The organism is Kitasatospora sp. NPDC086801, assembly GCF_044745805.1.
In the GTDB taxonomy this organism is placed as follows: Bacteria; Actinomycetota; Actinomycetes; order Streptomycetales; family Streptomycetaceae; genus Kitasatospora.
In genome coordinates, this window is sequence record NZ_JBIVAX010000025.1 from 1 (window position 1) to 23,993 (window position 23,993).

The 23,993-nt window shown below is 74.2% G+C and carries 16 protein-coding genes and 1 riboswitch; of the genes, 11 read left to right on the plus strand and 5 right to left on the minus strand.

Annotated elements, in window-relative coordinates:
- Nucleotides 1-38 precede the first annotated feature (38 nt).
- Entirely contained in the window at nt 39-905 is an 867-nt protein-coding gene (locus ACIPLC_RS23945) for an aminotransferase class I/II-fold pyridoxal phosphate-dependent enzyme (RefSeq protein ID WP_400475043.1), read from the minus strand.
- 187 nt (nt 906-1,092) lie between these two features.
- Nucleotides 1,093-1,572, minus strand: coding sequence for an SRPBCC family protein (locus tag ACIPLC_RS23950; RefSeq protein ID WP_400475044.1), 480 nt, complete (start codon nt 1,570-1,572; stop codon nt 1,093-1,095).
- A 326-nt stretch (nt 1,573-1,898) separates the two neighbouring features.
- On the opposite strand from ACIPLC_RS23950, the gene ACIPLC_RS23955 reads away from it, so the two are divergent.
- The 4 genes from ACIPLC_RS23955 to ACIPLC_RS23970 all read left to right on the plus strand — a co-directional run bounded on the left by ACIPLC_RS23955 (nt 1,899) and on the right by ACIPLC_RS23970 (nt 8,698).
- Nucleotides 1,899-2,705, plus strand: a complete 807-nt coding sequence (locus ACIPLC_RS23955) for an SAM-dependent methyltransferase (protein ID WP_400475045.1) — start codon at nt 1,899-1,901, stop codon at nt 2,703-2,705.
- A 17-nt stretch (nt 2,706-2,722) separates the two neighbouring features.
- On the plus strand, nt 2,723-2,908 hold the full coding sequence (locus ACIPLC_RS23960) for a hypothetical protein (RefSeq protein ID WP_400475046.1): 186 nt from the start codon (nt 2,723-2,725) through the stop codon (nt 2,906-2,908).
- Nucleotides 2,905-5,019 (plus strand): putative bifunctional diguanylate cyclase/phosphodiesterase, encoded by a 2,115-nt coding sequence (locus ACIPLC_RS23965; protein ID WP_400475047.1) that lies wholly within the window; start codon nt 2,905-2,907, stop codon nt 5,017-5,019. The genes ACIPLC_RS23960 and ACIPLC_RS23965 overlap by 4 nt, the downstream gene beginning before the upstream one ends.
- A 253-nt stretch (nt 5,020-5,272) precedes the next feature.
- Nucleotides 5,273-8,698: a hypothetical protein gene (locus ACIPLC_RS23970; RefSeq protein ID WP_400475048.1), complete on the plus strand. Its 3,426-nt coding sequence runs from the start codon at nt 5,273-5,275 to the stop codon at nt 8,696-8,698.
- Nucleotides 8,699-8,765: 67 nt separating this feature from the next.
- Here the strand turns inward: ACIPLC_RS23970 and ribA are convergent, their stop codons facing one another.
- The gene (gene ribA / locus ACIPLC_RS23975) at nt 8,766-9,395 is read right to left on the minus strand and encodes a GTP cyclohydrolase II (protein ID WP_400475049.1); all 630 of its coding nucleotides are present in this window, start codon (nt 9,393-9,395) and stop codon (nt 8,766-8,768) included.
- Nucleotides 9,396-9,868: 473 nt separating this feature from the next.
- Here ribA and gdhA point away from each other — a divergent pair, with 473 nt between their 5' ends.
- From gdhA to ACIPLC_RS23995, 4 genes are all read left to right on the plus strand, one after another.
- Entirely contained in the window at nt 9,869-11,257 is a 1,389-nt protein-coding gene (gene gdhA / locus ACIPLC_RS23980; protein ID WP_400475050.1) for an NADP-specific glutamate dehydrogenase, read from the plus strand.
- Nucleotides 11,258-11,459: 202 nt separating this feature from the next.
- The gene (locus ACIPLC_RS23985; protein ID WP_400475051.1) at nt 11,460-12,329 is read left to right on the plus strand and encodes a GyrI-like domain-containing protein; all 870 of its coding nucleotides are present in this window, start codon (nt 11,460-11,462) and stop codon (nt 12,327-12,329) included.
- Nucleotides 12,330-12,533: 204 nt separating this feature from the next.
- Nucleotides 12,534-13,442, plus strand: coding sequence for an NADP-dependent oxidoreductase (locus tag ACIPLC_RS23990; RefSeq protein WP_400475052.1), 909 nt, complete (start codon nt 12,534-12,536; stop codon nt 13,440-13,442).
- Between the two features lie 86 nt (nt 13,443-13,528).
- Nucleotides 13,529-14,293 carry a VOC family protein gene (locus ACIPLC_RS23995; protein WP_400475053.1) on the plus strand — a complete coding sequence of 255 codons (765 nt, stop codon included), beginning with the start codon at nt 13,529-13,531 and terminating at the stop codon, nt 14,291-14,293.
- 70 nt (nt 14,294-14,363) lie between these two features.
- Here the strand turns inward: ACIPLC_RS23995 and lnt are convergent, their stop codons facing one another.
- Nucleotides 14,364-16,049, minus strand: coding sequence for an apolipoprotein N-acyltransferase (lnt, locus tag ACIPLC_RS24000; RefSeq protein ID WP_400475054.1), 1,686 nt, complete (start codon nt 16,047-16,049; stop codon nt 14,364-14,366).
- A gap of 89 nt (nt 16,050-16,138) precedes the next feature.
- On the minus strand, nt 16,139-19,849 hold the full coding sequence (gene cobN, locus ACIPLC_RS24005; RefSeq protein WP_400475055.1) for a cobaltochelatase subunit CobN: 3,711 nt from the start codon (nt 19,847-19,849) through the stop codon (nt 16,139-16,141).
- Nucleotides 19,850-20,237: 388 nt separating this feature from the next.
- Nucleotides 20,238-20,323: riboswitch (cobalamin riboswitch) on the minus strand.
- A gap of 167 nt (nt 20,324-20,490) precedes the next feature.
- Here cobN and ACIPLC_RS24010 point away from each other — a divergent pair.
- The 3 genes from ACIPLC_RS24010 to ACIPLC_RS24020 are packed head-to-tail and all read left to right on the plus strand — an operon-like array spanning nt 20,491 to nt 23,974.
- Nucleotides 20,491-21,825, plus strand: a complete 1,335-nt coding sequence (locus ACIPLC_RS24010) for a hypothetical protein (RefSeq protein ID WP_400475056.1) — start codon at nt 20,491-20,493, stop codon at nt 21,823-21,825.
- Nucleotides 21,822-22,448: a precorrin-8X methylmutase gene (locus ACIPLC_RS24015; protein ID WP_400475057.1), complete on the plus strand. Its 627-nt coding sequence runs from the start codon at nt 21,822-21,824 to the stop codon at nt 22,446-22,448. The genes ACIPLC_RS24010 and ACIPLC_RS24015 overlap by 4 nt, the downstream gene beginning before the upstream one ends.
- Nucleotides 22,445-23,974 carry a precorrin-2 C(20)-methyltransferase gene (locus ACIPLC_RS24020; protein ID WP_400475058.1) on the plus strand — a complete coding sequence of 510 codons (1,530 nt, stop codon included), beginning with the start codon at nt 22,445-22,447 and terminating at the stop codon, nt 23,972-23,974. The genes ACIPLC_RS24015 and ACIPLC_RS24020 overlap by 4 nt, the downstream gene beginning before the upstream one ends.
- The last annotated feature ends 19 nt before the right edge of the window (nt 23,975-23,993 follow it).

Here is a 23,993-nt window from a genome sequence, read left to right on the forward strand (position 1 = left end):
CATACGGACACAGACCCGTGACTGCACCTACGGCCTCATCAGCCGCCCCTCCAATCGGTCAGTCCACTCAAACTCGTGCAACTTCGTGTCGCACGGCCGCCCTCCCAGAGGCCGAATCCGGCCAGCACCTCGGTGAACCGGGCGCGCAGGCCCGGATCGGGGACGAGCGCGAAACTGCTCGGCACGCCGGAGCAGTTGAAGGTCTTGCCGACCGAGTTCAGCGTGACCACCCGGGGCCGGAGCGCCGCGTCGACGGTGGTCACCGCGACCGGGTGGACATGCCCGGGGTGGGTGAGATCGCCGTGCACCTCGTCCGAGACCAGTAGCGCGCCGGCCTCCGCCGCCCGTTCGGCGAGGGCCCGCAGGCCGGCGGGCGGCCAGACCCGGGCGGAGGGGTTGTGCGGGCTGCTCAGCAGGACGGCACCGGCCGGGTGGGGGAGCGGACCGTCCGGGAGCCGGTAGCCGTCCGGGCCGGCGGCCAGGGGCAGTTCCCGGTACGGGAGGCGGGCCGCCCGGCACAGCTGGGCGAAGCCGCCCCACTCCGGCGTCGGGAACAGCACCGGCGCCTGCGGGCGTACGGTCTCCAGCAGCAGGCGCAGGGCGGTGCGCGGACCGCACGGCAGCAGCAGCACCCAGTCCGGGTCCACCTCGACGCCGTGCCGCGAGCGGTACCAGCGGGCCACCAGCGTCCGCCCGGCCGGGTCGCACACCGTGTACCCGTACGCGCGGTGCCGGGCCCGGCGCTCCAGCGCCGCGGCGACGGCCGGTGGCCCGGGCAGGTCCATGTCCGCCAGGCCCATCGCGATCACCCCGGGCGCCCCCGCGCGGGCCCACTTGCTGCTGCCCGTTCCGGTCCGGTCGAAGGGGGTCGTGAAGCCGAACGCGTCCGGTGCGGTGGTGGGCATGACGGTCCTCCGGCGGGTCGGGGGGTGCGCCGCCACGCTAACCGCCGCCGGCCGCGCGGTCACCAGGGGCGAGCGAGTGACGGCAGGCGGACGGCGGACGGCGGCGAACAGATGACAGCAAACAGATAACAGATAACAGATTTCGAAATCTGTTATCTGTTCGCTGTCATCTGTTACCTGTCGCCCGTCATTCGTCCACTGCCACCCGCCGGCCCCCGTTGCCCAGGTACGCCGCCAGCCCCCGCCGCCCCCGGCGCATCATCACCGCGTGGTTGGCTCGGAACAGCGGGTGCAGGGGCAGGGCGAGGCGGCGCAGCAGGGGCTTGTCGGGCCGGGTGTCCTCCTCGAAGACCACTCGGCTGCCCGGTCCGTCCGAGGTGACGGTGAACCGTGACCACCCGGTGAGGTCGCCCCGCATGACCGCCTCCAGCACGCCGGCGGCCGGGTCGTGCCGTCGCGCCTCCAGGCGGATCACCAGCCGGTACGGCAGCAGCGCGCGCACCACGACGTCGCCGGACTCCTCGGACTCCTCGCCGGTCTGCCGGACTTCGAGGATCTCGGGCCACCACAGCGGGTAACTCCGTACGTCCTCCAGTGCCGCGTACACGTCGGGCGCCGGCGCCGCGAGCCGCCACACGCCCCGGAAGCGGTAGTGGTTGGGGTCCACGCGCCCACCCTAGAGCGCCCCAGCCCGGAGTTTGCCCGTTTCGGCTCGGCCCCGCTCCGGCCAGGGCCCCAGGCCGGCGAGGGCCCCGCTCCGGCCGGGCCCCGAGTCGGCCCGGCCCGAGCGTTGCTTCGGTCTGGCCGTCGGTGGGTCCGGTGCCGGTGGGACGAGAGGCGAACGCTCCGTAAACGTCGCATGCCAGGAGGGAAGCATTCCGCTTGCAGCCGTTCGGGGTGCAGGGGAGGATCTTGTGTGCTTGTAGTCTCATCTGTCACAGCAGTTGCCGCGAGGCGCTGCATCCCCAGAACCGGAGTGAAGGAGTCACAGGCATGCGGCGACCGAGCTGGGTACCGGAGGGCACGGACCTGGACAAACCGAACGCCGCGCGGGTCTACGACTACTACCTGGGGGGCTCGCACAACTTCGAGGTCGACCGGGAGATGGCGCGCAAGGCGATGGCCCTGTGGCCGGAGCTGCCGCAGATCATGCGCTCCAACCGGGCCTTCCTGCGCCGGGCCGTGACCTTCCTGGCCGAGCGCGGCGTCACCCGCTTCCTGGACATCGGCTCCGGCATCCCGACCTTCGGCGCGGTGCACGAGATCGCCCGCGCGATCCGCCCCGAGGCGAAGGTCCTCTACGTGGACCGGGACCCGGTCGCCGTCGCACACAGCCGCCTGCTGCTGGAAGACGACCCGGGCAGCGACGTCGTCCAGGCCGACCTGCGGGACATCCACGACCTGCTGGACCGCCCCGAGGTGGCCGGGCTGCTGGCGCAGGGCGAGCCGGTGGCCGTACTGCTGGTCGCCGTCACGCACTTCGTCACCGACGACGAGGACCCGTGGAAACTGATCGGCACGCTCCGCGACGCGCTTCCGCCGGGCAGCGCCCTGGTCCTCTCACACGCCTCCCTGGAGGGCCGCCCGGACCAGGCGGAGGACCACCAGGAGCTCTACCGCAAGACGCCGACCCCGTTGACCATGCGCACCCATGAGCAGATCAGCGAGATGTTCGCCGGCTTCGAGCTGGTCGAACCGGGCGTGGTCTACCTGCCGCAGTGGCGCCCGGACCAGCCGGAGGCGGTCGGCGAGCACCCCGAGCGGATGACCGGGGTGGCGGGCGTGGGGTTCCGCCCTTGAGCGGACGGATCGGGCGAGTGACCGACGGCCGCGGGTTCCGCGAAGCGGCCGCCGGTCACACCGCCGTGCCCGCCGCGCGGCACACGGCGCCCCCCGTCCGCACCGCCCCCGCCCGCACCGCCCCCGCCCGGACTGCCGCCGCCCGGACCGCCGCCGGCGGCCACCCCGCAGCGGCGCCCGCGCGCACCCGGGTGGACGCATGAGCGCCACCCCGGTGTTCGGCAGCGCCGAACGGTTCCACGAGGCCTGGGCACGGCTGCTCTCCGCCGACCACGGCATGGCCGTCCACCCCGGCCTGCTCGGCCGTCTGGTCGCCCGGACCGCCGCCCTGCTCCACCGCGCGCAGCTGGACGAGCCGTTCGAGCCCCGGCTGGCCGAGCAGGCCGGCGCGGAGCTGGTCGACGCGCACTTCACCGACCCGCTGGTGCTGGCCCGGGCGGTGGAGCTGCTGCAGGCGCAGCCGGTCGGCGACGACCGAGGCCCGGCCCTGACCGGCGCCTTCGCGGCCGGCTGGGCCGCCGCCCTGCGCGAGCGCACACTGCGTGAGCAGGAGGCGATCCGCACCGCCGCCGACACCGCCCGCAAGGAGGCCGAGCGGGCGCTGCGCGCCTCCGAGGCGCGGTTCCGCGCGCTGTTCGAGAGCGCGGCCATCGGGATCGGCATCGGCGACACCGACGGCAACATCCTGGCCGTCAACAAGGCGCTCCAGGAGCTGTTCGGCGCGAGCCCGGAGGACATGACCGGCCGCCGGGTCGGCGATCTCGTCCACCCCGAGGACACCCCGGGCGTGTGGGAGGCGTACGAGGAGCTGATCAGCGGCAAGCGGGATTACTTCCAGTTCGACAAGCCGTACTACCGCCAGGACGGCGAGGTGGTCTGGACCCATCTGACCGTCTCGCTGATCCGCGACGACGACGGTGTCCCGCAGTACCAGGTCGCGATGCTGGAGGACGTCACCGACCGCTACCGGCTCCAGGAGCGGCTGCGCCACCAGGCCACCCACGACCCGCTGACCGGCCTGCCGAACCGGGCGGCCTTCTTCGAACGGCTGGAGAAGCTGTTCGAGGATCCGGATCCGGGTGCCAGGTTCGGCCTCTGCTACGTCGACCTCGACGGCTTCAAGGTGGTCAACGACAGCCTCGGCCACGACACCGGGGACCAGCTGCTGTCCGCCGTGGCGGCCCGGCTCAAGGCCGCGCTCAGCCCGCTCGGCCACCTGGTGGCCCGGCTCGGCGGCGACGAGTTCGTGGTGCTGCTGGAGAACTGCCGGGGCGAGCAGGAGGCCGTCGCGGCGGCGAAGACGGTGCTCAAGGCACTGGCCGGGCCGGTGCTGATCGGCGACCACAAGCTGGCCGTGGGCGCGAGCGTCGGCGTGCTGGAGCGGCGGGTGTCCACCACCACCCCGGGCGCGGCCGTCCGGGCCGCAGACCTGACGCTGTACCGGGCCAAGGAGGCCGGCCGCGGCCGCTGGACGCTGTTCGACCCCAGGGAGAACGCCCGCGCGGTCAGCCGATACGCGGTGTCGGTGCGGATGCCGGCCGCCCTCGACCGGGGCGAGTTCTTCATCGACTACCAGCCGCTGTACGCGCTCGCGGACGGCCGGCTGGCCGCCGTGGAGGCGCTGGTGCGCTGGCGCCACCCACAGCTCGGCGTGCTCGGCCCGGACGAGTTCGTGACGACCGCCGAGGAGACCGGGCTGATCATGCCGCTCGGCCGCTGGGTGCTGGAGCAGGCCTGCGGCCAGGCCGCGGACTGGATCAAGCGGTTCGGCGACGCCGCGCCGCAGCTGAACGTCAACCTGGCGGTCCGCCAGGCGCGCAGCGCGGCGCTGGTCACCGACCTCGGCCGGATCCTCGACGCGACCGGCCTCGATCCGGCCCGGTTGCAGCTGGAGATCACCGAGTCGACCGTGGTCGGGCCCGAGGACGAGGCGCTGCGCACCCTGCACGGGCTGGTGGACCTCGGCGTGTCGCTGGCCGTGGACGACTTCGGCACCGGCTGGTCCAACCTCGCCTACCTGCGCGACCTGCCGGTCTCCGGACTGAAGATCGCCGGTTCCTTCGTCGGCGACCTGCACGATCCGGAGAAGGACGAGTCCACCGGGTGGCGGATCGTCAGCGGTCTGGTGTCGATGGCGCACGCGCTCGGGCTGACCGTCACCGCCGAGGGCGTGGAGACCCGCAGGGACGCCGAACGGCTGCGGACCATCGGCTGCGACTGGGCGCAGGGCTGGCACTTCGGCCGCCCGGTGCGGCCGGGCGAGATCGCCCGCCGGATCGCCGAGGAGCCCCAGGGACGCCCGGTCGAGAGCTGACGCGTCGGCGGCCTCGGGGTTGAGGCGTTGAAGGCTCAGGCGCCGGGGGCGGGGCCGGGGTCGGGGCAGGTGGGGGAGGCCTGCGGCGGCGTTCGGTGGCGGTAGCGCAACCGCTCGGTCGCGTTCCGGAAAAGCGGCCAACACCACAGCCCGCCATGCGGGATGATGACGCGTCAAAATCACCACCCGGGGTGGCGGGCGCGTGGCTACGGCCCCCGGGCCGGCCCTGGGAAGCGGGGAGGGGAGCGCCGCCATGGCCACACCGGAGGAAGCCGGCCCGGCCGACGACGACCGACGAGGCCCCTGGCCGGAGAGCGGCCCCGGGCCCCGGTCCGAGCCCCGGACCAGGGTGGACCGGCGGCCGTGGGGGCGGCGCCTCGGCGTCGTGCCGGACCGGTCGTCGCGGCTCGGCGCCGTCCCGCGCACCCGGGTGGACCCCGACGCCGCGACCGGGAGGACGCCGGACGGCGGGACCCGCTTCGACCCGGAGGCGCCGACCAGGGTCCAGCGGGCCGCGCCGGAGCGGGTCGACCCGGAGGCCCCGACCAAGGTCCAGCGGCGCGCGGGCACCGGGCGTGCCGCCGCCCCCGGCTGGGCCGACAACATCGGCCCCGGGCCAAGCCGGAGCGGCGAGCGGCCCGCGGGCGGGGTGCCGGGGAGTGAGGGCCCCGGGGGCGGGGCGCCGGAGGGCGAGGGGCCCACCGGCGGACGGTTCGCGGACGCCTTCCCGGACGCCCTGCGGGGCCGCTTCGCCCCGCTCGGCGTGGCCGGCTCCGGCACCGAGGGCACCGTCTGGCACGTCCGGCGCACCGACGGCGGCGGCGACGCCGCGGTCAAGGTGACGGCCGCCGGCCAGTCCATGGACGCCGACCTGCTCGCCTACCTGTGCAACGACGACTACCGCCGCCACGTCCCGCACATCGTCGACTTCGGCCGGGTCGGCCACCACGGCACCGAACTCGACTGGGTGGCCATGGAGTACCTGCCGGTCACCCTCGCCGACCACTTCGCCGAACTGCGCAAGCACGGTCGGCCCACCGACCGGCGGGAGGCCGAGCGGATCGTCTACGAGCTCGTCGCCCTGCTCGACTTCTGGCAGCGGCGGATCGAGCGCAACCCGCTGGACTTCAAGCCGGCCAACGTCCTGGTCCGCCCCGGTCGCGCGCCCGGGGAGTTCGTGATCGCCGACTTCGGCGGCGTCGCCCGGCTCACCGCCAGCCGCCGCTTCACGCCCGAGACGATCGTCACCATCCCGTACATGGCCCCCGAGCTCCTGGCCGGACGCAACCACGAGGCCGGGCCCTGGTGGGCGCTCGGCAACGTCCTGTACGAGCTGTTCACCGGCCGCCCCCGCTTCCTCGGCGCGGACGGCCTGCTGATCAGCGACGAGGTGTTGCAGCTGGAACTGGTCCTGGGCGAGGAGGTCGACCTCTCCGCCCTTGCCGACCCGCGCCAACTGCTGCTTCTCCAAGGACTGTTCACCAAGAACCCGGAGGACCGCTGGACCGCCCCGCAGGTCCGCAGCTGGCTGGCCGGCGGCAGCCCCGCGGTGGTCCGGCGACAGACCCGGACCGACCCCGGCCGCACCCACCGGCCGATCACCTTCCTCGGTTCCCCCTTCACCGACCCGGCCAAGCTCGCCGAGGTCCTGCTCCGGCGCTCCGGCGACGCGACCCGCTGGCTCTCCGCCGGGGGAGCGGAGCGGCTGCGCGACTGGCTGCGCGACGACGTCCAGGACAACGTCTTCGACCTGCACCACCTCACCGACGTCGCCCGGGCGCCCGGCTCGCGTCGCGACGCCGTGGCCGCCCTCGCGGTGCTCGCCTTCGGCGCCGCCTTCGCCCCCTCCGCCACCCCGTACTACCTCGACCGCCCGATCGACACCCCCGGGCTGGAACGCATCGCCACCGAACCGGACGGCGCCGCGTTCATCGACGCACTGGTCCGGGGCGGTGCCCCGGCCGTCGCCGCCCGCTACGACTGCTTCCACCCCGAGTGCTCCGGCGAACACTGCTCCCGACTGCTCGCCCTGGCCCAACTCCCGGACGTCCTGGCCGAAGTGGACCGCGCCGCCCGCACCGTCGGCGGCGGCCGGCGGGGCGGCGACGGGCTCAGCCCGCAGGAGCGCGAGGAGGCGCACCGGCTGGTGGTGTGGCTGAGCGTGCGACCCGAGGAGCGCGACCGGCTGCTCGGCCGGCTCTCGCCGCTGCCCACCGCCCTGCACCGGCTGCCGCTGCCCGAACGGGTGTCGGAGCTCGCCGCCCTGGTCGCGTCGGCGGTGGTGGACGCGGCCCTCGCCGCAGGCTCCGGCGTCCGCACGGCCGCACGCGCCGCGGTCCGCCGGCCCGCGCCGGACCCGACCGCCGCACCGGAGGCGGTCCGGCGCCGCTGGTCGGCACTGCGGCGGCGGGCGGTGGCCGCCGACCCGGGGGACGACGCCGGGCGCGCGGCACTGGTCGCCGCCGAGACGCTGCGCCCGCGCGGCCGGGGCCGGGGCGAGCGGATCGGGGACACGGAGGGTCGGGAAGGCCAGGAGGGTCGCGCGGCCCGGGCCGGCCGGGACCGGTGGCCGGGGCGGCTGTGGCCGGGCGGGCGCGACCGGACGCCGGTGGACTGGCCGGCCCGGCTGCGGGCCTGGTGGCCGCACGCCCGCACCGGCCTGCCGCGCCGGGCGGGCGCCGTGCTGCTGCTGTTCCTCGCCCTCGGGCTGCTGCTGTGGGCGGGGGCGGTGTTCCGCTACCCCGTCGAGGCCGGGGTCCAGCTCAAGATCTCGCCCGACGGCGCCTTCGGCGGGCCGCTGAAGAAGGCCGGCGAGCACGCGGCCCAGCAGGTGGTCGGCCAACTGGGGGCGGCACTGGTCGCCGCCGCCGTCCTCGCCTTCTTCCCCGCCCGGGTCGGCTTCGGCACGGCGGCCCTGACCGGCGCCGGGGCCTTCGCCATCGGCTACCTGCGGCTCGGACCGCCGATGACGGGCGTGGAGATGCCGAAACCGGTGGCCGAGCGGGTGGTCGTGTTCGAGGGCGGGATGGGCAGTTGGGCCGGCCTCGCGGCGGTGGTGGCGATCATGGCGTCGTACGTGCTGATCGAGCGCGCGGCGGACCGGCTGCTGAAGCCCGCGCACGAGGCCCGGCGGCAGGTGCGGGAGGCCTGGCGGCGGCTCGCCGGGCGGGGCGCGCCGGCACGGTGGGACGGCAAGCAGTGGCGGACGGGCCCCGCGGGTGCCCGTGACCGCGCGCTGTTCGCGCTCGGGAGCACCTGCGTGCTGGCCCTGCTGCTGTGGGCGGCGGTCGAAGTGCGGCTGGCGGCCACCGGACACCACCCGACGCCGGCCTCGTGGGGGACCGGCCAGACCGGTGCGGCCTACCAGTCCGGGTTCGTCGTCCTGCTGGCCGTCGTCTCCTTCGCGAGCACCCTGGGGACGCCGGTCGCCGCTCGGGTGCTCCTCGGCTGCTGGATCCCCACCACCCTGGTGCTCGGGGCCTGGCCCGGGCCGCTCGGCCCGGTCGAGGCGCTGCGGATCCCGGTGCTCCAGGGGCAGTTCACGGCCGTCGCGGAGTTCTGGGGGTACGGCGCGTTCTGGGCCGCGTTGCTCGTCGCGCTCCCGCTCGCGGCGTACGGGGTGCTGCGCACGGTCCGGGCGCGGGGTGCGGGCGGCGGGGGGCCGACGACTGACAGATGACAGATAACAGATTTCGAAATCTGTCATCTGTCATCTGTTACTTGTCAGCCCCCCGCCGCCATCAGGCTCAGCCGACCAGCCGGGACAGTTCGATCGAGTGCCCGGTCCGTTCCACCTTCGCCCGCAGGTAGCGCACGTTGCTCGCGGACAGGTGCACGTCGGTCGGCACCCGCCGCCGCACGGTGATCCCGAGGTCGGCCAGCTGCGCCGCCTTGTCCGGGTTGTTGCTCAGTAGGTCGATGCCGGTGGCGCCGAGCGTGGTGAGCATCTGGGCGGCGGCGGTGTAGTCCCGGCCGTCCTCGGGCAGGCCGAGCGCCGTGTTGGCGTCGTACGTGTCCAATCCGGAGTCCTGCAGGGAGTAGGCCTCCAGCTTGTTGTAGAGCCCGATGCCCCGGCCCTCCTGCCGCAGGTACAGCAGGTAGCCGCCGGCCTCGGTGATCCGCTCGACCGACTCGCGCAGCTGCGGGCCGCAGTCGCAGCGGTCCGAGCCGAAGACGTCGCCGGTCAGGCACTCCGAGTGCAGGCGTACCAGCGGCGTCCCGCCCTCCGGCACCTCGCCGAACGCGAGCGCCAGGTGCTCGGCGCCGTCGGCGAGGTCGTGGAAGGTGACGGCCTCCGCCTCGGCGCGGTAGCCGTCGGGGAAGGTCAGCGGGATGCGCACACGCGAGCGCACCGTGGCGGGGCCGGGCTGCGGCATGGGTGGGCCTCCGTCGATGAGAACCGATGGGTTGAGAGGAACGGGCGGGCCGGGCGGCCCGGGGTGGATCGGATGTCGATGACCGTACTCGGTAGTTCCAATTTGAACAACTGGGTACTGTCCGTGCCCGGCATGACCACGGAGGCGCACAACACCACCCGAGCCTCGCCTGTTCCCGTGTTCCCGCCCGTGTTCCCGCCGGTGTTCCCGCCGTGTTCCTGCCACGCGGGACGCCTACGTTCCGTGACGATCGCCCAGGGCGGTCGGCGGGTCCTCGCATGCGGACGGTGGTTCAGCCGGGCTCCGCGCTGACGCGAGGGCGCTGGTGGATCGTACGGTCCGCGAGGCGCGAGGGTTTCAGCATGTGGATGCGTCGGGAGCCGGACTGTGGACACTGCGAGGATTCCCCCGTTTCCTGGGCACGGGAACGCCTCGCGTTACGAGCACCGACGACCACGGAAGGTCCTGATCAGATGCCCACAACCCCTCCCGCCGCCACTTCCCCGACCTCCTCCGACGCCGAGCAGCGCGTGATCGAGGCGCTCTACGCGGACGTGGTCCGCCGGAACAGGGGTGAGACGGAGTTCCACCAGGCGGTCCACGAGGTCCTGGAGACCCTCGGGCCGGTGCTCGCCCGCCGCCCCGAGTTCGTCGACGCCCGGATCATCGAGCGGATCTGCGAACCCGAGCGGCAGCTCATGTTCCGGGTGCCGTGGACGGACGACTCCGGCGACATCCACGTGAACCGGGGCTTCCGGGTGGAGTTCAGCAGCGTCCTCGGCCCGTACAAGGGCGGGCTGCGCTTCCACCCCTCGGTGAACCTCGGCATCGTCAAGTTCCTCGGCTTCGAGCAGATCTTCAAGAACGCGCTCACCGGGCTGTCGATCGGCGGTGGCAAGGGCGGCTCCGACTTCGACCCCAAGGGCCGCTCGGACGCCGAGGTCATGCGGTTCTGCCAGTCCTTCATGACCGAGCTGTACCGCCACCTCGGCGAGCACACTGACGTCCCGGCCGGGGACATCGGCGTCGGCGGCCGGGAGATCGGCTACCTGTTCGGCCAGTACAAGCGGATCACCAACCGCTACGAGGCCGGCGTGCTCACCGGCAAGGGCCTCGGCTGGGGCGGCGCGCAGGCCAGGACCGAGGCGACCGGCTACGGCTGCGTGATGTTCACCGCCGAGATGCTGCACAGCCGTGGCGAGAGCCTGGACGGGCGCCGGGTCGTCGTCTCCGGCTCCGGCAACGTCGCCATCTACGCGATCGAGAAGGCGCGGCAGCTCGGCGCGACGGTGCTCACCTGCTCCGACTCCAGCGGCTACGTGGTGGACGAGAAGGGCATCGACCTCGCGCTCCTCAAGGAGGTCAAGGAGGTCCGGCGCGGCCGGGTCGCCGACTACGCCGAACTGCGCGGCAGCCACGTCCGGTTCGTCGAGGGCCCGGGCGTGTGGAGCGTGCCCTGCGACGTCGCGCTGCCCTGCGCCACCCAGAACGAGCTGACCGAGACGGATGCGCTGGCCCTGGTGCGGGGCGGAGTGCTGGCGGTCGCCGAGGGTGCCAACATGCCCACCACCCCGGAGGCGGTCCGGGTGTTCCAGGAGGCCGGGGTGGCCTTCGGCCCGGGCAAGGCGGCGAACGCGGGCGGCGTCGCCACCAGCGCGCTGGAGATGCAGCAGAACGCCTCGCGTGACTCCTGGACCTTCGCCCGTACCGAGGAGCGGCTGGCCGGGATCATGAAGCACATCCACGACTCCTGCTTCACCACCGCCGAGCGTTACGGCCACCCGGGCGACTACGTGGTGGGCGCGAACATCGCCAGCTTCGAGCTGGTCGCGGACGGGATGCTGGCCCAGGGCCTGATCTGACCCCTGACCTCTGTCGCCTGTCGCCTGCCGGCTGGCGCCCTGCTGCCTGCCGCCCGTCACCCCGCGCCCGCCACCCGGCGCCAACGGTGCGACTCGCCGCCACCCGGCGATCGGTACCCGACCGGAGCGGGCACCGATTGTCGGGTGCGGCAGGGTGGGTCCTTCCTACGGTGGTGATCAGTAAGGGAAGGACGGGGTCGGAGTGCTGGAACACCTGAACCGGGCGATGGAACACATCGAACGGAACCTGGACCAGGAGGTCGAGGTCGCCGAACTGGCCCGGATCGCGATGACGTCGGAGTACCACTTCCGACGACTGTTCTCGATGCTCTCCGGGATGCCGCTGTCGGACTACGTCCGGCGCCGGCGGCTGACCGTCGCCGGGGCTGAAGTCCTCGGCGGTGAGCGGACGTTGCTGGATGTCGCGATCCGGTACGGCTACACCTCGGGGGAGGCGTTCGCCCGGGCGTTCCGGGCGATGCACGGGGTCGGGCCCGGTGAGGCCCGGCGCGAGGGCGCGGTGCTCAAGTCCCAGCCCCGGATGTCCTTCCGACTCGTCGTGGAAGGAAGCAGCAGTATGGAATACCGAATCATCGAGCAGCCGGACTTCCGGATCATCGGCCGACGGGCGCGGGTCCCGCTGGTGCACGAGGGTGTGAACCCGGCCATCGCCTCGTTCATCAAGGGGCTTGGTCAGGAGACCATCGACCGGATTTCGGCGCTCTCGGGCCGTGAGCCGGAAGGCATCCTCTCGGTCACCGAGTTCTTCTCGGAGAGCCGCGAGGAGGGCGTCGAACTCGACTACTACCACGCGGTGGTGGCGGACGCGGAGGCCGTCGTCCCGGACGACCTGGACGTCCGGGAGGTGCCGGCGGGGACTTGGGCCGCCTTCTCCAACACCGGGACCTTCCCGAAGGCCCTCCAGGAGATGTGGCGGGACGTCTTCACACAGTGGTTCCCGTCCAACCCGTACGAGTTCCGGCCGGGGCCGGAGATCCTGCGCACCCGGTTCCTGCCGGACGGCCAGGCGGAGGCCCAGCTGTGGATTCCGGTGGCGCGGGCGGTGCGCTGACGGATGGCGGCTGACAACTAACAGATGACAGATAACAGATTTCGAAATCTGTTATCTGTCATCTGTCTTTTGTTCGCCCGCCCGCCCGAAGCCCCGCCCGCCCCCGTTCGGCCCAGCAGCGCCCGCACCCGTCCTCCCCCGCCCGCATGCTGGGGCGGGGGAGGACGGGGGATCGCAACCGCTACCCGAGGAGTGGGATCACCGATGGCCAAGGCGTTCGGCTTCGTCGACTACGGTGGGCCGGAGACACAGGAGTTCCTGGACCGCCCGGTGCTGGAGCCCGGCCCCGGGCAGCTGGCGATCGCGGTCAGTGCGGCCGGGGTGAACCCGGTGGACTGGAAGGTCCGCATGGGCCTGCTCGGCCGGGAGCGCGAAGTCCCCGTCGTCATGGGCCAAGAGGCCTCGGGCGTGGTCCTGCAGGTCGGCCCCGGGGTCGCCGGATTCACCCCGGGCGATGAGGTGTTCGGCCTCGCGGCCGCCGGTTCGTACGCCGAACAGACACTGATGCGCGCCGAGTTGAGCGCCCTAAAGCCCGAGGGTGTCGGCTTCGACCAGGCCGCCGTCCTGCCCGTGTCGGCGGCCACCGCGGACGACGCCATCCGCGACCTCGGCCTCGGTGCCGGCCGGACGCTGCTGATCCTCGGCATCGCCGGCGGCGTCGGCAGCGCGGCCGCCCAGATCGCCCGCAGCCGCGGCCTGACCGTCCTCGGCACCGCGAGCGACGCCAGCCGTGCGCACGTGGAGTCCTTCGGCGCGGTGCCGGTCCGCTACGGCGACGGCGTCGTCGAACGGATCGCGGACGCGGCGCCCGGCGGGGTCGACGGCATTCTCGACCTGGTCGGCGGCGATGCCCTGCGGGCCGCCGTCCCCGCGCTCAAGGACCGTGCGGAGCTGGTCAGCACCGCAGACCCGGCCACCGTGGCCGAACTCGGTGGCCGCTACATCACCCGCTCGACGACGTCCGAGACCCTGGCCGCGCTGGCGTCCCTGGTCGCCACCGGCGAGCTGGACCCGTACATCACCGGGCGCTACCCGCTGGCCCACGCCGCCGAGGCGCTCGCCCTCGTCGAGTCCGGCCATGCCCGCGGCAAGGTGGTCCTCGAAGTCTCCTGACACCACCTTCAGATGACGGTCCGTCAGTGACGGCCGAGAGATCGAGAACCGAGAGCAGAAGTCGAGAGAAGTCGAGAGAAGAAGCCATGAAGCAGAACTCCGTGACCATCGGCGGCCCCTGCTGGGTCGAGCTGGGGACCTCCGACCCGGTCGCCGCCAGCGCCTTCTACGGCGAACTGTTCGGCTGGCGGGCCGAGACCGATGTGCGCCCCGAGGCCAGCGGTTACACCCAGATGTTCCTCGGCGACGCCCCGGCGGCCGCCGTCAGCCCGCGGTTCGCGCCGCAGCAGCCCATCGCCTGGTCGACCTGCTTCGCGGTCACCGACACCGACGCCACCGTCGCGAAGGCCAAGGACGCCGGCGGCAAGGTCCTGAAGGAGCCCACCGACGTGTCCGACCTCGGCCGATTCGCGGTGGTCGGGGACAGTTCCGGCGCGGTCTTCCTGCTCTGGCAGGCCCGCGCGTTCGCGGGCGCCGGGGTGTTCAACGAGCCGGGCGCGCTCGGCTGGGTGGAACTGCTCACCCGCGACCCGTCCGGTGCGACCGCCTTCTACCCGGCGGTCCTCGGCTGGTCCGTCAGCCCGTCCGCGCAGTACACCCAGTGGGGCCTGGACGGCGCCGACTTCGGCGGCATGCTGGTGATGGACGACCGCTTCCCGCCGCAGGTGCCGCCGCACTGGCTGCCGTACTTCTCGGTCGCGGACGTCGACAACACCGTCGCCCGGGCGAGCGGCCTCGGTGCGGACGTGCTGATGGAGGCCGCCGACGTGCCGGACGGCCCCCGGATCGCGGTGCTGCGCGACCCGCAGGGCGCGCCGTTCGGCGTCTACCTGGCCGGCACCGAGGGCTGACGTCCGGAGCCCACGCCCCTGCCGAGGACCCCCGCCGTCCTCACCCCCGCCGTCCTCAGCCCCGTCGTCCTCAGCCCCGCCGCCTCCGGGCGGAACGCCACGCCGCCGCCGTCGCGCCCGCCGTGACCAGCAGCGCGCCGATCGGCACCACGTCGCCGATCCGGTCGTACCAGGTCAGCGTCCCGGGCTCGGCGAGCGGCAGCCGGACGGTCAGCGCGCCGGTGCCGTCGGTGCCGAGCCGGGCGAGCTCGCGGCCCTGCGCGTCGAAGGCCGCCGACACCCCGGTCAGCGAGGCCTGCACGGCCGGGCGGCCGGTCTCGGCGGCCCGGATCGCCGCCAGCGAGACGTGCTGTTCGGGTGCCCAGGTGTGCTGGAAGGTCGAGGTGGAGGACTGGTAGACCAGCACCCGGGCGCCGTCCCGCGCGGCGGTGCGGGCCATGTCGGGGAAGGCCGACTCGAAGCAGATCAGCGCGCCGACCGGCAGTGGTCCGCCCGCCCGGTCGGTGGCCGGCAGGACGTGGAAGGCGGTGCCGGGCGCCCGGTTCTCGCCGGCCGCCCGGCTGACGCCGGCGATCCAGCCGAGCACCGGCCGCAGTGGGATGTACTCGCCGAAGGGCACCAGCCGGATCTTGCGGTAGCGGTCCAGCACGCCTGCGGGGGAGACCAGCACCGCGTCCTTGGAGATCCGCCCGTCCGCCTTGCGGGCGTCCTCCCCGATGATGATCTGCGCGCCGGTGGCGGTGGAGAGTTGGCGCAGCCGGTCGAGCGCGGCCGGGTCGCGGTCGAGGTCGGCGGTGGTGCTGCTCTCGCCCCAGACGATCAGGTCCACCGGCCGCCCGCCGAGCGAGGCGGTGGCCTGGGCGCTGGCCTCGAAGCGGGCCTGCGGGTCGTCCACGATGCCGGGCTGGACCAGTGCGACGGTGACCGCTCCGGCCGGGGCGGGGGCGTCGCGCAGCGCGAACAGCACCGGGCCGGCGGACAGGACCAGGACGGTGGTCAGCGCCGCGAGGGCGCGCGGCCGCCAGTGCACGGCGGTCAGGAGGATCAGCACTCCGGTGTTGGCGGCCGCGACGGCCGCGCTGACCAGCCAGATCCCGCCGGCCGAGGCCAGCCCGAGGATCGCCGGGTGCTGCCACTGGGTGGCGCCGAGCAGCGCCCACGGCCCGCCGAGCGCGTGCCAGGACCGCGCGTACTCGGTGGTCACCCAGACCGCCGGGACGACGAGCAGCGCGAGCAGCGCCCGACGGCCGGTCAGCGGCGGGTGCAGCAGCCGGTGGACGGCGTACCCGAAGCCGCCCTGGAGCGCCCCGAACAGCACGGCGAGTACCGGCAATCCCGGCCCGATGGACGGGACCAGCCAGTACATCGCGGTCAGGATGAAGCCCGCCCCGAACCACCACCCGCGCACCGCCGCCTCCCGCCCGCCGGGCGCGCGCTGCATCAGCAGCATCCCGGGGACGAGCGCGACCCAGGCCAGCCAGGCCTGTCCCGGCGCCGGGAAGGCGAGCACCGGCACCGCCCCGGCCGCCAGCGCGCCGAACCGCGCGCGGTAGCGGTGCGGACCCGGTCCCGCACCTGCACCCGGTCCCGCACCCGGTCCCGCACCCGGTCCCGCGCCCGCATGCGAACCGGAACGCGGAGGCAGGTGCCCGTACGCCGACGGGTGGGAGCGGTGCTCGGGTTGCTCGGCGTGCTCAGGGTGCTCGGCGTGCGGCGTGCGCCGGGCGGGGCTGGTGAGGGCGAGGCGGCGGGGCATGCCCCGTATTGTCCGCTTGGACGGACTACGCCACCAGTGTTCCTGTCACCCGAATGGACGACAGGAACACCGACGGCCACCCCCGTGACTCAGCCCTCGTCGCCCTCCAGGTCCCCCTCGGTCTCCAGGAACGCGGCCTGCAACTGCGCGATCAGCTCCGGGTCGGGCTGCTCCCACAGCCCGCGGCTGGCCGCCTCCAGCAGCCGCTCGCTGATCCCGTGCAGCGCCCACGGGTTGGCGCCGGTCAGGAATTCCCGGTTGACCGGGTCGAGCACGTACTCCTGGGTGAGCTTCTCGTACATCCAGTCCGCGACCACGCCCGTCGTGGCGTCGTAGCCGAACAGGTAGTCCACCGTTGCGGCCATCTCGAACGCGCCCTTGTACCCGTGCCGGCGCATCGCCTCCATCCAGCGCGGGTTGACCACCCGGGCGCGGAAGACACGGGCGGCCTCCTCGGTCAGCGTCCGGGTGCGGACCGTCTCCGGGCGGGTCGAGTCGCCGATGTAGGCGGTCGGTGCCTTGCCGGTGAGCGCCCGGACGGTGGCCACCATGCCGCCGTGGTACTGGAAGTAGTCGTCCGAGTCGGCGATGTCGTGCTCGCGGGTGTCGGTGTTCTTCGCGGCGACGGTGATCCGCTTGTACGCGGTCTCCATCTCCTCGCGGGCCGGCCGCCCGTCCAGCCCGCGTCCGTAGGCGTAGCCGCCCCAGACGGTGTACACCTCGGCCAGGTCGGCGTCGGTGCGCCAGTCCCGGCTGTCGATCAGCTGGAGCAGGCCCGCCCCGTAGGTGCCCGGGCGGGAGCCGAAGACGCGGACGGTGGCCTTGCGCTCGTCGCCGTGCACCGCCAGGTCGGCCTGGACGTGGGCGCGCACGAAGTTCTGCTCCGCGGGCTCCTCCTGGGCGGCGGCCAGGCGCACCGCGTCGTCCAGCAGGGCGACCACGTGCGGGAAGGCGTCGCGGAAGAAGCCGGAGATGCGCAGCGTCACGTCGATGCGCGGGCGGCCCAGCTCGGCGAGGGTGATCGGCTCCAGGCCGGTGACCCGGCGCGAGGCGTCGTCCCAGACCGGGCGGACGCCGAGCAGGGCGAAGGCCTCGGCGATGTCGTCGCCGGCGGTGCGCATCGCGCTGGTGCCCCACAGCGACAGCCCGACCGAGGGCGGGTAGGCACCGTCGTTGTCGGCGGTGTACCGCTCGACCAGCGAGGCGGCGAGCGCCTGGCCGGTCTCCCAGGCGAGCTTGCTCGGGACGGCCTTCGGGTCGACGGAGTAGAAGTTGCGGCCGGTCGGCAGCACGTTGACCAGGCCGCGCAGCGGCGAGCCGGACGGCCCGGCCGGGACGAAGCCGCCGCGCAGCGCGTGCAGGACGGCGTCCAGTTCGTCGGTGGTGGCGGCCAGCCGCGGCACCACCTGGGTGGCGGCGAAGGTCAGCACCTCGTGGACGGCCTCCGGCAGCCCGGCGGCGACCTTCTCGACCGCCTCGACCGCCCAGTCCTGCGCCTCCATGGCCTCGACCAGGGCGCGGGCCCGGGCCTCGGCGGCGTCGGTGGCCCCGAGGCTGAGCGCGGCCTCGTCCAGCCCGAGCGCCTCGCGCAGGCCCGGCAGCGCGCTGACGCCGCCCCAGATCTGGCGGGCGCGCAGGATGGCGAGCACGATGTTGACCCGGTCGGTGCCGGCCGGAGCCTGGCCGAGGACGTGCAGGCCGTCGCGGATCTGGGCGTCCTTGATCTCGCACAGCCAGCCGTCGACGTGCAGCAGGAAGTCGTCGAAGCCGTCGTCCTCGGGGCGCTCGTCCAGGCCGAGGTCGTGGTCCAGCTTGGCGGCCTGGATGAGGGTCCAGATCTGCGCGCGGATCGCGGGCAGCTTGGCCGGGTCCATCGCGGCGATGTTGGAGTGCTCGTCCAGCAACTGCTCCAGACGGGCGATGTCGCCGTAGGAGTCGGCGCGGGCCATCGGCGGGACGAGGTGGTCGACCAGGGTGGCGTGGGCGCGGCGCTTGGCCTGGGTGCCCTCGCCCGGGTCGTTGACCAGGAACGGGTAGATCAGCGGGAGGTCGCCCAGGACGGCGTCCGGGCCGCACTCGGCGGACAGCGCGGCGGTCTTGCCGGGCAGCCACTCCAGGTTGCCGTGCTTGCCGAGGTGGATGACGGCGTGCGCGCCGAAGCCGCCGTCGGCCTGCGCGGCCTCGATCCAGCGGTAGGCGGCCAGGTAGTGGTGGCTCGGTGGCAGGTCGGGGTCGTGGTAGATGGCGACGGGGTTCTCGCCGAAGCCGCGCGGCGGCTGGATGAGGACGAGCAGGTTCCCGGAGCGGATCGCGGCGAGCACGATGTCGCCGTCCGGGTTCTGCGAGCGGTCGACGTACAGCTCGCCGGGGGCCGGGCCCCAGTGCTCCTCGACCTGCGCGCGCAGCGCCTGGGGGAGCGTGGCGTACCAGCGGCGGTAGTCGGCGGCGGGGATGCGCACCGGGTTGCGGGCCAGCTGGTCCTCGGTGAGCCAGTCCTGGTCGTAGCCGCCGGCTGCGATCAGGGCGTGGATGAGGGCGTCGCCCTCGTGGGAGTCGTCGAGGGAACCGTTGGGGGAGCCGTTGGGGGCGTCGTCGTGCGAGTCGTTGCGCGAGCTGTCGTGGGAGTCGTCGAGGGAACCGTCGTGGCCGCCCCCGCTCGTCCCGTCGAGCCCGGGGAGGTCCGAGCCCAGGTCCATGCCCTCCGCGCGCAGCCGGGTCAGCAGGCGGATCGCGCTGGCCGGGGTGTCCAGGCCGACGGCGTTGCCGACCCGGGCGTGCTTGGTCGGGTAGGCGGACAGCACGAGCGCGAGGCGGCGCTCGGCGGCCGGGATGTGCCGCAGCCGGGCGTGCTTGACGGCGGTGCCGGCCACCCGGGCGGCGCGCTCCGGGTCGGCGGCGTAGACGGTGAGGCCGTCCTCGTCCAGCTCCTTGAAGGAGAACGGGACGCTGATCAGCCGGCCGTCGAACTCCGGCACCGCGATCTGGGTGGCGGTGTCCAGCGGGGACAGACCGTCGTCGCTGGCCTCCCACTGGGCGCGCGACCAGGTGAGGCAGAGCGCTTGCAGGATCGGCCGGTCCAGGGCGGCGAGCGCGCCCGCGTCCCAGGCCTCCTCGTCGCCGCCGGCCTGTGCGTCGGCCGGGCGGGTGCCGCCGGCGGCGAGCACGGTGGTGACGAGCGTGTCGGCCTCGCCGAGCGCGGCCAGCAGTTCGGGCTCGGCGCCGCGCAGCGAGGCGCAGTAGTAGGCCCTGGCCTGCGCGCCCTGGTCCTCGATCGCCCGGCAGAGCGTCTCGACGAAGGCGGTGTTGCCGCTCATGTGGTGGGCGCGGTAGTAGAGCACCGCGACCGTCGGGCCGTCCTGCGCACGGGCTTCGCGCTCCAGCGGCCCCCAGGCCGGGGCGGAGGCCGGCGGGGCGAAGCCGTGGCCGGTCAGCAGCACGGTGTCGGAGAGGAAGGCGGCCAGCTCGGCGAGGTTGGCGGCGCCGCCGTGCGCGAGGTAGGCGTGCGTCTCGGCGGCGATGCCGGCCGGGACGGTGGACAGCTCCATCAGCTGGGCGTCGGGGGCCTGTTCACCGGTCAGCACGACCACCGGGCGGGGGCCGGCCAGCAGCGCGTCCAGGCCCTCCTGCCAGGCGCGGCGACCGCCGAGCAGGCGGACCACGACGAGGTCGGTGCCCTCCAGCAGCGCGGGCAGGTCCTCGGGGGTGAGCCGGGCCGGGTTGCCGAGCCGGTAGCGGACCGGTCCGTCGGCGGCGCGGGCACTGAGCAGGTCGGTGTCGGACGTCGACAGCAGCAGGATCATGCGAAGGCCCTCCCGGCCTCGGAGCCGCCCCGAGCCGAAGGGCGCGCCGGCGTTGAAAGTGACGAGTGACGAGCGACTGACGATGGCGCGTGGCATGCGGCGGACGAAGGCGTGGGGCGAACGACCGGCGATGGCGCGCGGCACGTGACGGGTGAAGGAGTACGACGACGCGCGAGCGGCGAAGGCGAGTGACGACGCGCGGTCGGCGAAGGAGTGCGACGACGCGCGAGCGGCGACCGAAGGAGCGCCGGGACGTCGAGGACGTCGAGGAAGCGCCCGGAGGCGGGCGGGCGTGGGGCGTCCGGGGACCCGGGCGCGGGCATGCGGCAGCGCATTGCTCTTCGAGCCTTCCTCGGGGTCCGCGCCCCGGGCCGGTGGAGGACGGCAGGAGTTCCTGGCTCCCGCGGCCGTCCGGTCTCCCGGTGAACCGCGGTCACAGTGGCGGGACCGCACCGGGCTTGCACCGGTTTCCTCCCCTGCGCCGTCGCTGGCGTGCGGACGGTCCGCGGGGACCGTCCGCCAGCATCGTACGGGGTGCGGCTGACCTGGGGGAGGGCGATCCCGGGGAGGCCGCCCGGAGCGCCCGGGGTGTGAGGTGACGGACAAAGGCAACCGATCGGATCATCTGTATGCTCGCGGCCATGCCACCGACACCCGACGCCACCGCGCCGGGCGCCGCGGTGCCCGACCGGGGGCGCGCGGACGCCTGCCCAGGGGCCCTTCGTCTGCACCCGGCCGACGACGGCGCCCTGGCCCGGGTCCGCCTGCCCGGCGGCATGCTGACGGTTCGTCAGGTACTGGCGCTGGCCGACGCCGCCGAAGCGCTCGGCGACGGCGAACTGGAGACCACCTCCCGCGGCAACGTCCAACTCCGCGGCCTGGCTTCGCACTGCGGGGCCGAACTCGCCGAACGGCTGCGCGCCGTCGGCCTGCTGCCCTCGGACACGCACGAACGGGTCCGCAACATCGTCGCCTCCCCGCTCGCCGGGCTCGACGGGCACGGCTTCGCGGACGTGCAGGCCTGGGTGCGGGAGCTGGACGCGCGGCTGTGCGCGAGCGACTGGGCGGCCGGGCTCTCCGGCAAGTTCCTGTTCGCGCTGGACGACGGGCGGGGCGACGTCGCCGCGCTCGACGCCGATGTGACATTGATCGCAGGCTCGGACGGATCGGCGCTGCTGCGCCTGGGACGGGCGGCCCACGGGCGTCCGGTGCCGGCGGGGCAGGAGGTGACGGCCGTGCTCGACGCGGCCCGGGCCTTCCTGGACGCGCTGCGGGCGAGCGGGCGCAAGGCCTGGCACCTGCGCGAGGTCCCCGACCTGCTGTCGGCCGGGCCGGCGCCGGTGCCGCTGCCCGCCTTCGTAGGGGCCGCGCCTGCGGTCGGCACGGTGGCGGGCGGTGCTACGGCGGGCGGTGCTACGGCGAGCGGGATCGTGGCGGGCGGGCTCTCGGTGGGCCTGCGCTTCGGCCGGGCCGGCGCCGCGCAGTGGCGGGAACTCGCGGGCGCCTGCGCCGGGGAGATCAGGCTGACGCCCTGGCGCGGCGCGGTGCTGCCGGGGGCGTCGGTCGATCGGTTGCCCGTCCTGGCGGCGGCCGGGTTCCGGACGGCGCCAGGCTCGCCCTGGGAGCGGGCCACCGCCTGCACCGGACTTCCGGGGTGCGCCAAGTCGCCGGCCGACGTCCGGGCGGACGCGGCGCGGGCGCTCGATGCGGCGGCCGCCACCGGGGGTCTGCCGGTTACCGGGCTCCCTGCCACCGGCCGCGCTACCACCGGTTTCCCGATCACCGGTCTCCCGGTGCACTGGTCGGGGTGTGAACGGCGCTGCGGTCATCCGGCCGGGCGGTGGGTGGACGTGCTCGCCACCGGGCAGGGCTACCGGGTGACGGTGAACGGTCCGGCGGCCGCCGGGGCGGCCGTGGACGTGACGAACGAGGAGATGGCCGAGGCGGTCGCCGAGGCCAGGAGGACCACGAAGTGATCGAGTACGAGAAGGACGGCGCGTCCATCTACCGCCAGTCCTTTGCCACCATCCGTGCGGAGTCCGACCTGGCCGCCCTCCCGGCGGACGTCTCCCAGGTCGCGGTGCGGATGATCCACGCCTGCGGGATGGTCGACCTGGTCGAGGACCTGGTGTACTCGCCCGGCGTGGTCGCCTCCGCGCGCGCGGCGCTGCGGGCCGGGGCGCCGATCCTGTGCGACGTGAACATGGTGGCGAGCGGCGTCACGCGCAAGCGGCTGCCCGCTGACAACGAGGTCGTCTGCACCCTCACCGACCCGTCCGTGCCGGAGCTCGCCCGGAAGATGGGCAACACCCGCAGTGCCGCCGCCATGGAACTGTGGCTGCCCCGGCTGGAGGGCGCGGTGGTGGCCGTCGGCAACGCGCCGACCTCGCTGTTCCGGCTGCTGGAGATGATCGAGGCGGGCGCGCCGCGCCCGGCCGCGGTGATCGGCGTCCCGGTCGGCTTCATCGGCGCCGCCGAGTCCAAGCAGGCCCTGGCCGAGCACCCGTCCGGCCTGGAGCACCTGGTGGTGCGCGGCCGACGCGGTGGCAGCGCGATCGCCGCCGCCGCCGTCAACGCGATTGCGAGCGAAGAAGAGTGACGGATCGTCAAACCCCTGGTGTCGGCCGGCTCTACGGCGTCGGGCTCGGCCCCGGCGACCCGTCGCTGGTGACCGTCCGGGCGGCCGAACTCATCGGCAAGGCCGAGGTGGTGGCCTATCACAGCGCCCGGCACGGCCGGTCCATCGCGCGCTCGATCGCCGAGCGGTATCTGACGGGTGATCAGGTCGAGGAGAAGCTGGTCTACCCGATCACGGTCGAGACCACCGACCACCCGGGCGGCTACCGGGGCGCGCTGGACGACTTCTACGAGGAGGCCGCCGCCCGGCTGGCCGCCCACCTGGACGCCGGCCGCGACGTCGTGGTCCTCGCCGAGGGCGACCCGCTGTTCTACGGCTCGTACCAGCACATGCACAAGCGCCTCGCGCACCGCTACCCGACCGAGGTGGTGCCGGGCGTGACCTCCGTCAGCGCCGCGGCCGCCCGGCTGGGCCAGCCGCTGACCGAGGCCGAGGAGACGCTCACCGTCATCCCCGGCACGCTGCCCGAGGAGGAGCTGACGGCGCGGATCGCCGCCGCCGACTCCGCCGTGATCATGAAGCTGGGGCGCACCTTCCCGGCCGTCCGGCGGGCGCTGGAGCGGGCCGGCCGGCTCGACGACGCGCAGTACGTCGAGCGCGCGTTCATGGACGGGGAGCGCATCCTGCCGCTCGCGGAGGTCGAGGGCGAGACCGTCCCGTACTTCTCGGTGGCGGTGCTGCCGAGCAAGGTCGCGCCGCTGGAGCCGCTGGAGCCGCTGGACCGGCGGGCGGGCGGCGCGGGTGCGGTGGCCGTCATCGGCACCGGTCCGGCCGGGCCGCTCTGGCTCACCCCCGAGGCGCGCGGCGCCCTGGCCGAGGCGACCGACCTGGTCGGCTACACCACCTACCTGGACCGGGTGCCCGAGCGGCCGGGGCAGCGGCGGCACGCTTCGGACAACAAGGTGGAGTCGGAGCGCGCCGAGTACGCCCTCGAACTGGCCCGGCGCGGGCACAAGGTCGCGGTGGTGTCCTCGGGCGACCCGGGCGTCTTCGCGATGGCCACCGCCGTCCTGGAGGTCGCCTGCGAGGACGCCTACCGGGACGTCCCGGTGCGGATCGTCCCGGGGATGACCGCGGCGCACGCGGCCGCCTCCCGGGCCGGCGCCCCGCTCGGGCACGACTACGCGGTGGTGTCGCTGTCGGACCGGCTCAAGCCCTGGGACGTGGTGGCCCGCAGGCTGCGCTCGGCGGCCGAGGCGGACCTGGTGCTCGCGCTCTACAACCCGGGCTCGAAGTCGCGCACCACGCAGGTCGCCCTCGCCCGGGACCTGTTGCTGGAGTACCGCGCGCCCGAGACGCCCGTGGTGATGGCGCGTGACGTCGGCGGGCCGACCGAGCGGGTGCGGATCGTCCGGTTGGGGGAGCTGGATCCGGCGCTGGTCGACATGCGGACGATCCTGCTGATCGGCTCCTCGCAGACCCAGGCGGTCGAGCGGGGCGGCGGCGTGGAGGTCGTCTGGACGCCGCGGCGGTACCCGGAGGAGTAGCGGGCGACGACTGACAGAT

What these genes read in the sequence shown, in the direction of transcription:
- lnt (WP_400475054.1), bottom strand. Translation starts at nt 16,049, where the DNA reads ATGCCCCGCCGCCTCGCCCTCACCAGCCCCGCCCGGCGCACGCCGCAC.
- ACIPLC_RS23970 (WP_400475048.1), top strand. Translation starts at nt 5,273, where the DNA reads ATGGCCACACCGGAGGAAGCCGGCCCGGCCGACGACGACCGACGAGGC.
- ACIPLC_RS24010 (WP_400475056.1), top strand. Translation starts at nt 20,491, where the DNA reads ATGCCACCGACACCCGACGCCACCGCGCCGGGCGCCGCGGTGCCCGAC.
- ACIPLC_RS23965 (WP_400475047.1), top strand. Translation starts at nt 2,905, where the DNA reads ATGAGCGCCACCCCGGTGTTCGGCAGCGCCGAACGGTTCCACGAGGCC.
- ribA (WP_400475049.1), bottom strand. Translation starts at nt 9,395, where the DNA reads ATGCCGCAGCCCGGCCCCGCCACGGTGCGCTCGCGTGTGCGCATCCCG.
- cobN (WP_400475055.1), bottom strand. Translation starts at nt 19,849, where the DNA reads ATGATCCTGCTGCTGTCGACGTCCGACACCGACCTGCTCAGTGCCCGC.
- ACIPLC_RS23990 (WP_400475052.1), top strand. Translation starts at nt 12,534, where the DNA reads ATGGCCAAGGCGTTCGGCTTCGTCGACTACGGTGGGCCGGAGACACAG.
- ACIPLC_RS23995 (WP_400475053.1), top strand. Translation starts at nt 13,529, where the DNA reads ATGAAGCAGAACTCCGTGACCATCGGCGGCCCCTGCTGGGTCGAGCTG.
- ACIPLC_RS23955 (WP_400475045.1), top strand. Translation starts at nt 1,899, where the DNA reads ATGCGGCGACCGAGCTGGGTACCGGAGGGCACGGACCTGGACAAACCG.
- ACIPLC_RS23945 (WP_400475043.1), bottom strand. Translation starts at nt 905, where the DNA reads ATGCCCACCACCGCACCGGACGCGTTCGGCTTCACGACCCCCTTCGAC.
- gdhA (WP_400475050.1), top strand. Translation starts at nt 9,869, where the DNA reads ATGCCCACAACCCCTCCCGCCGCCACTTCCCCGACCTCCTCCGACGCC.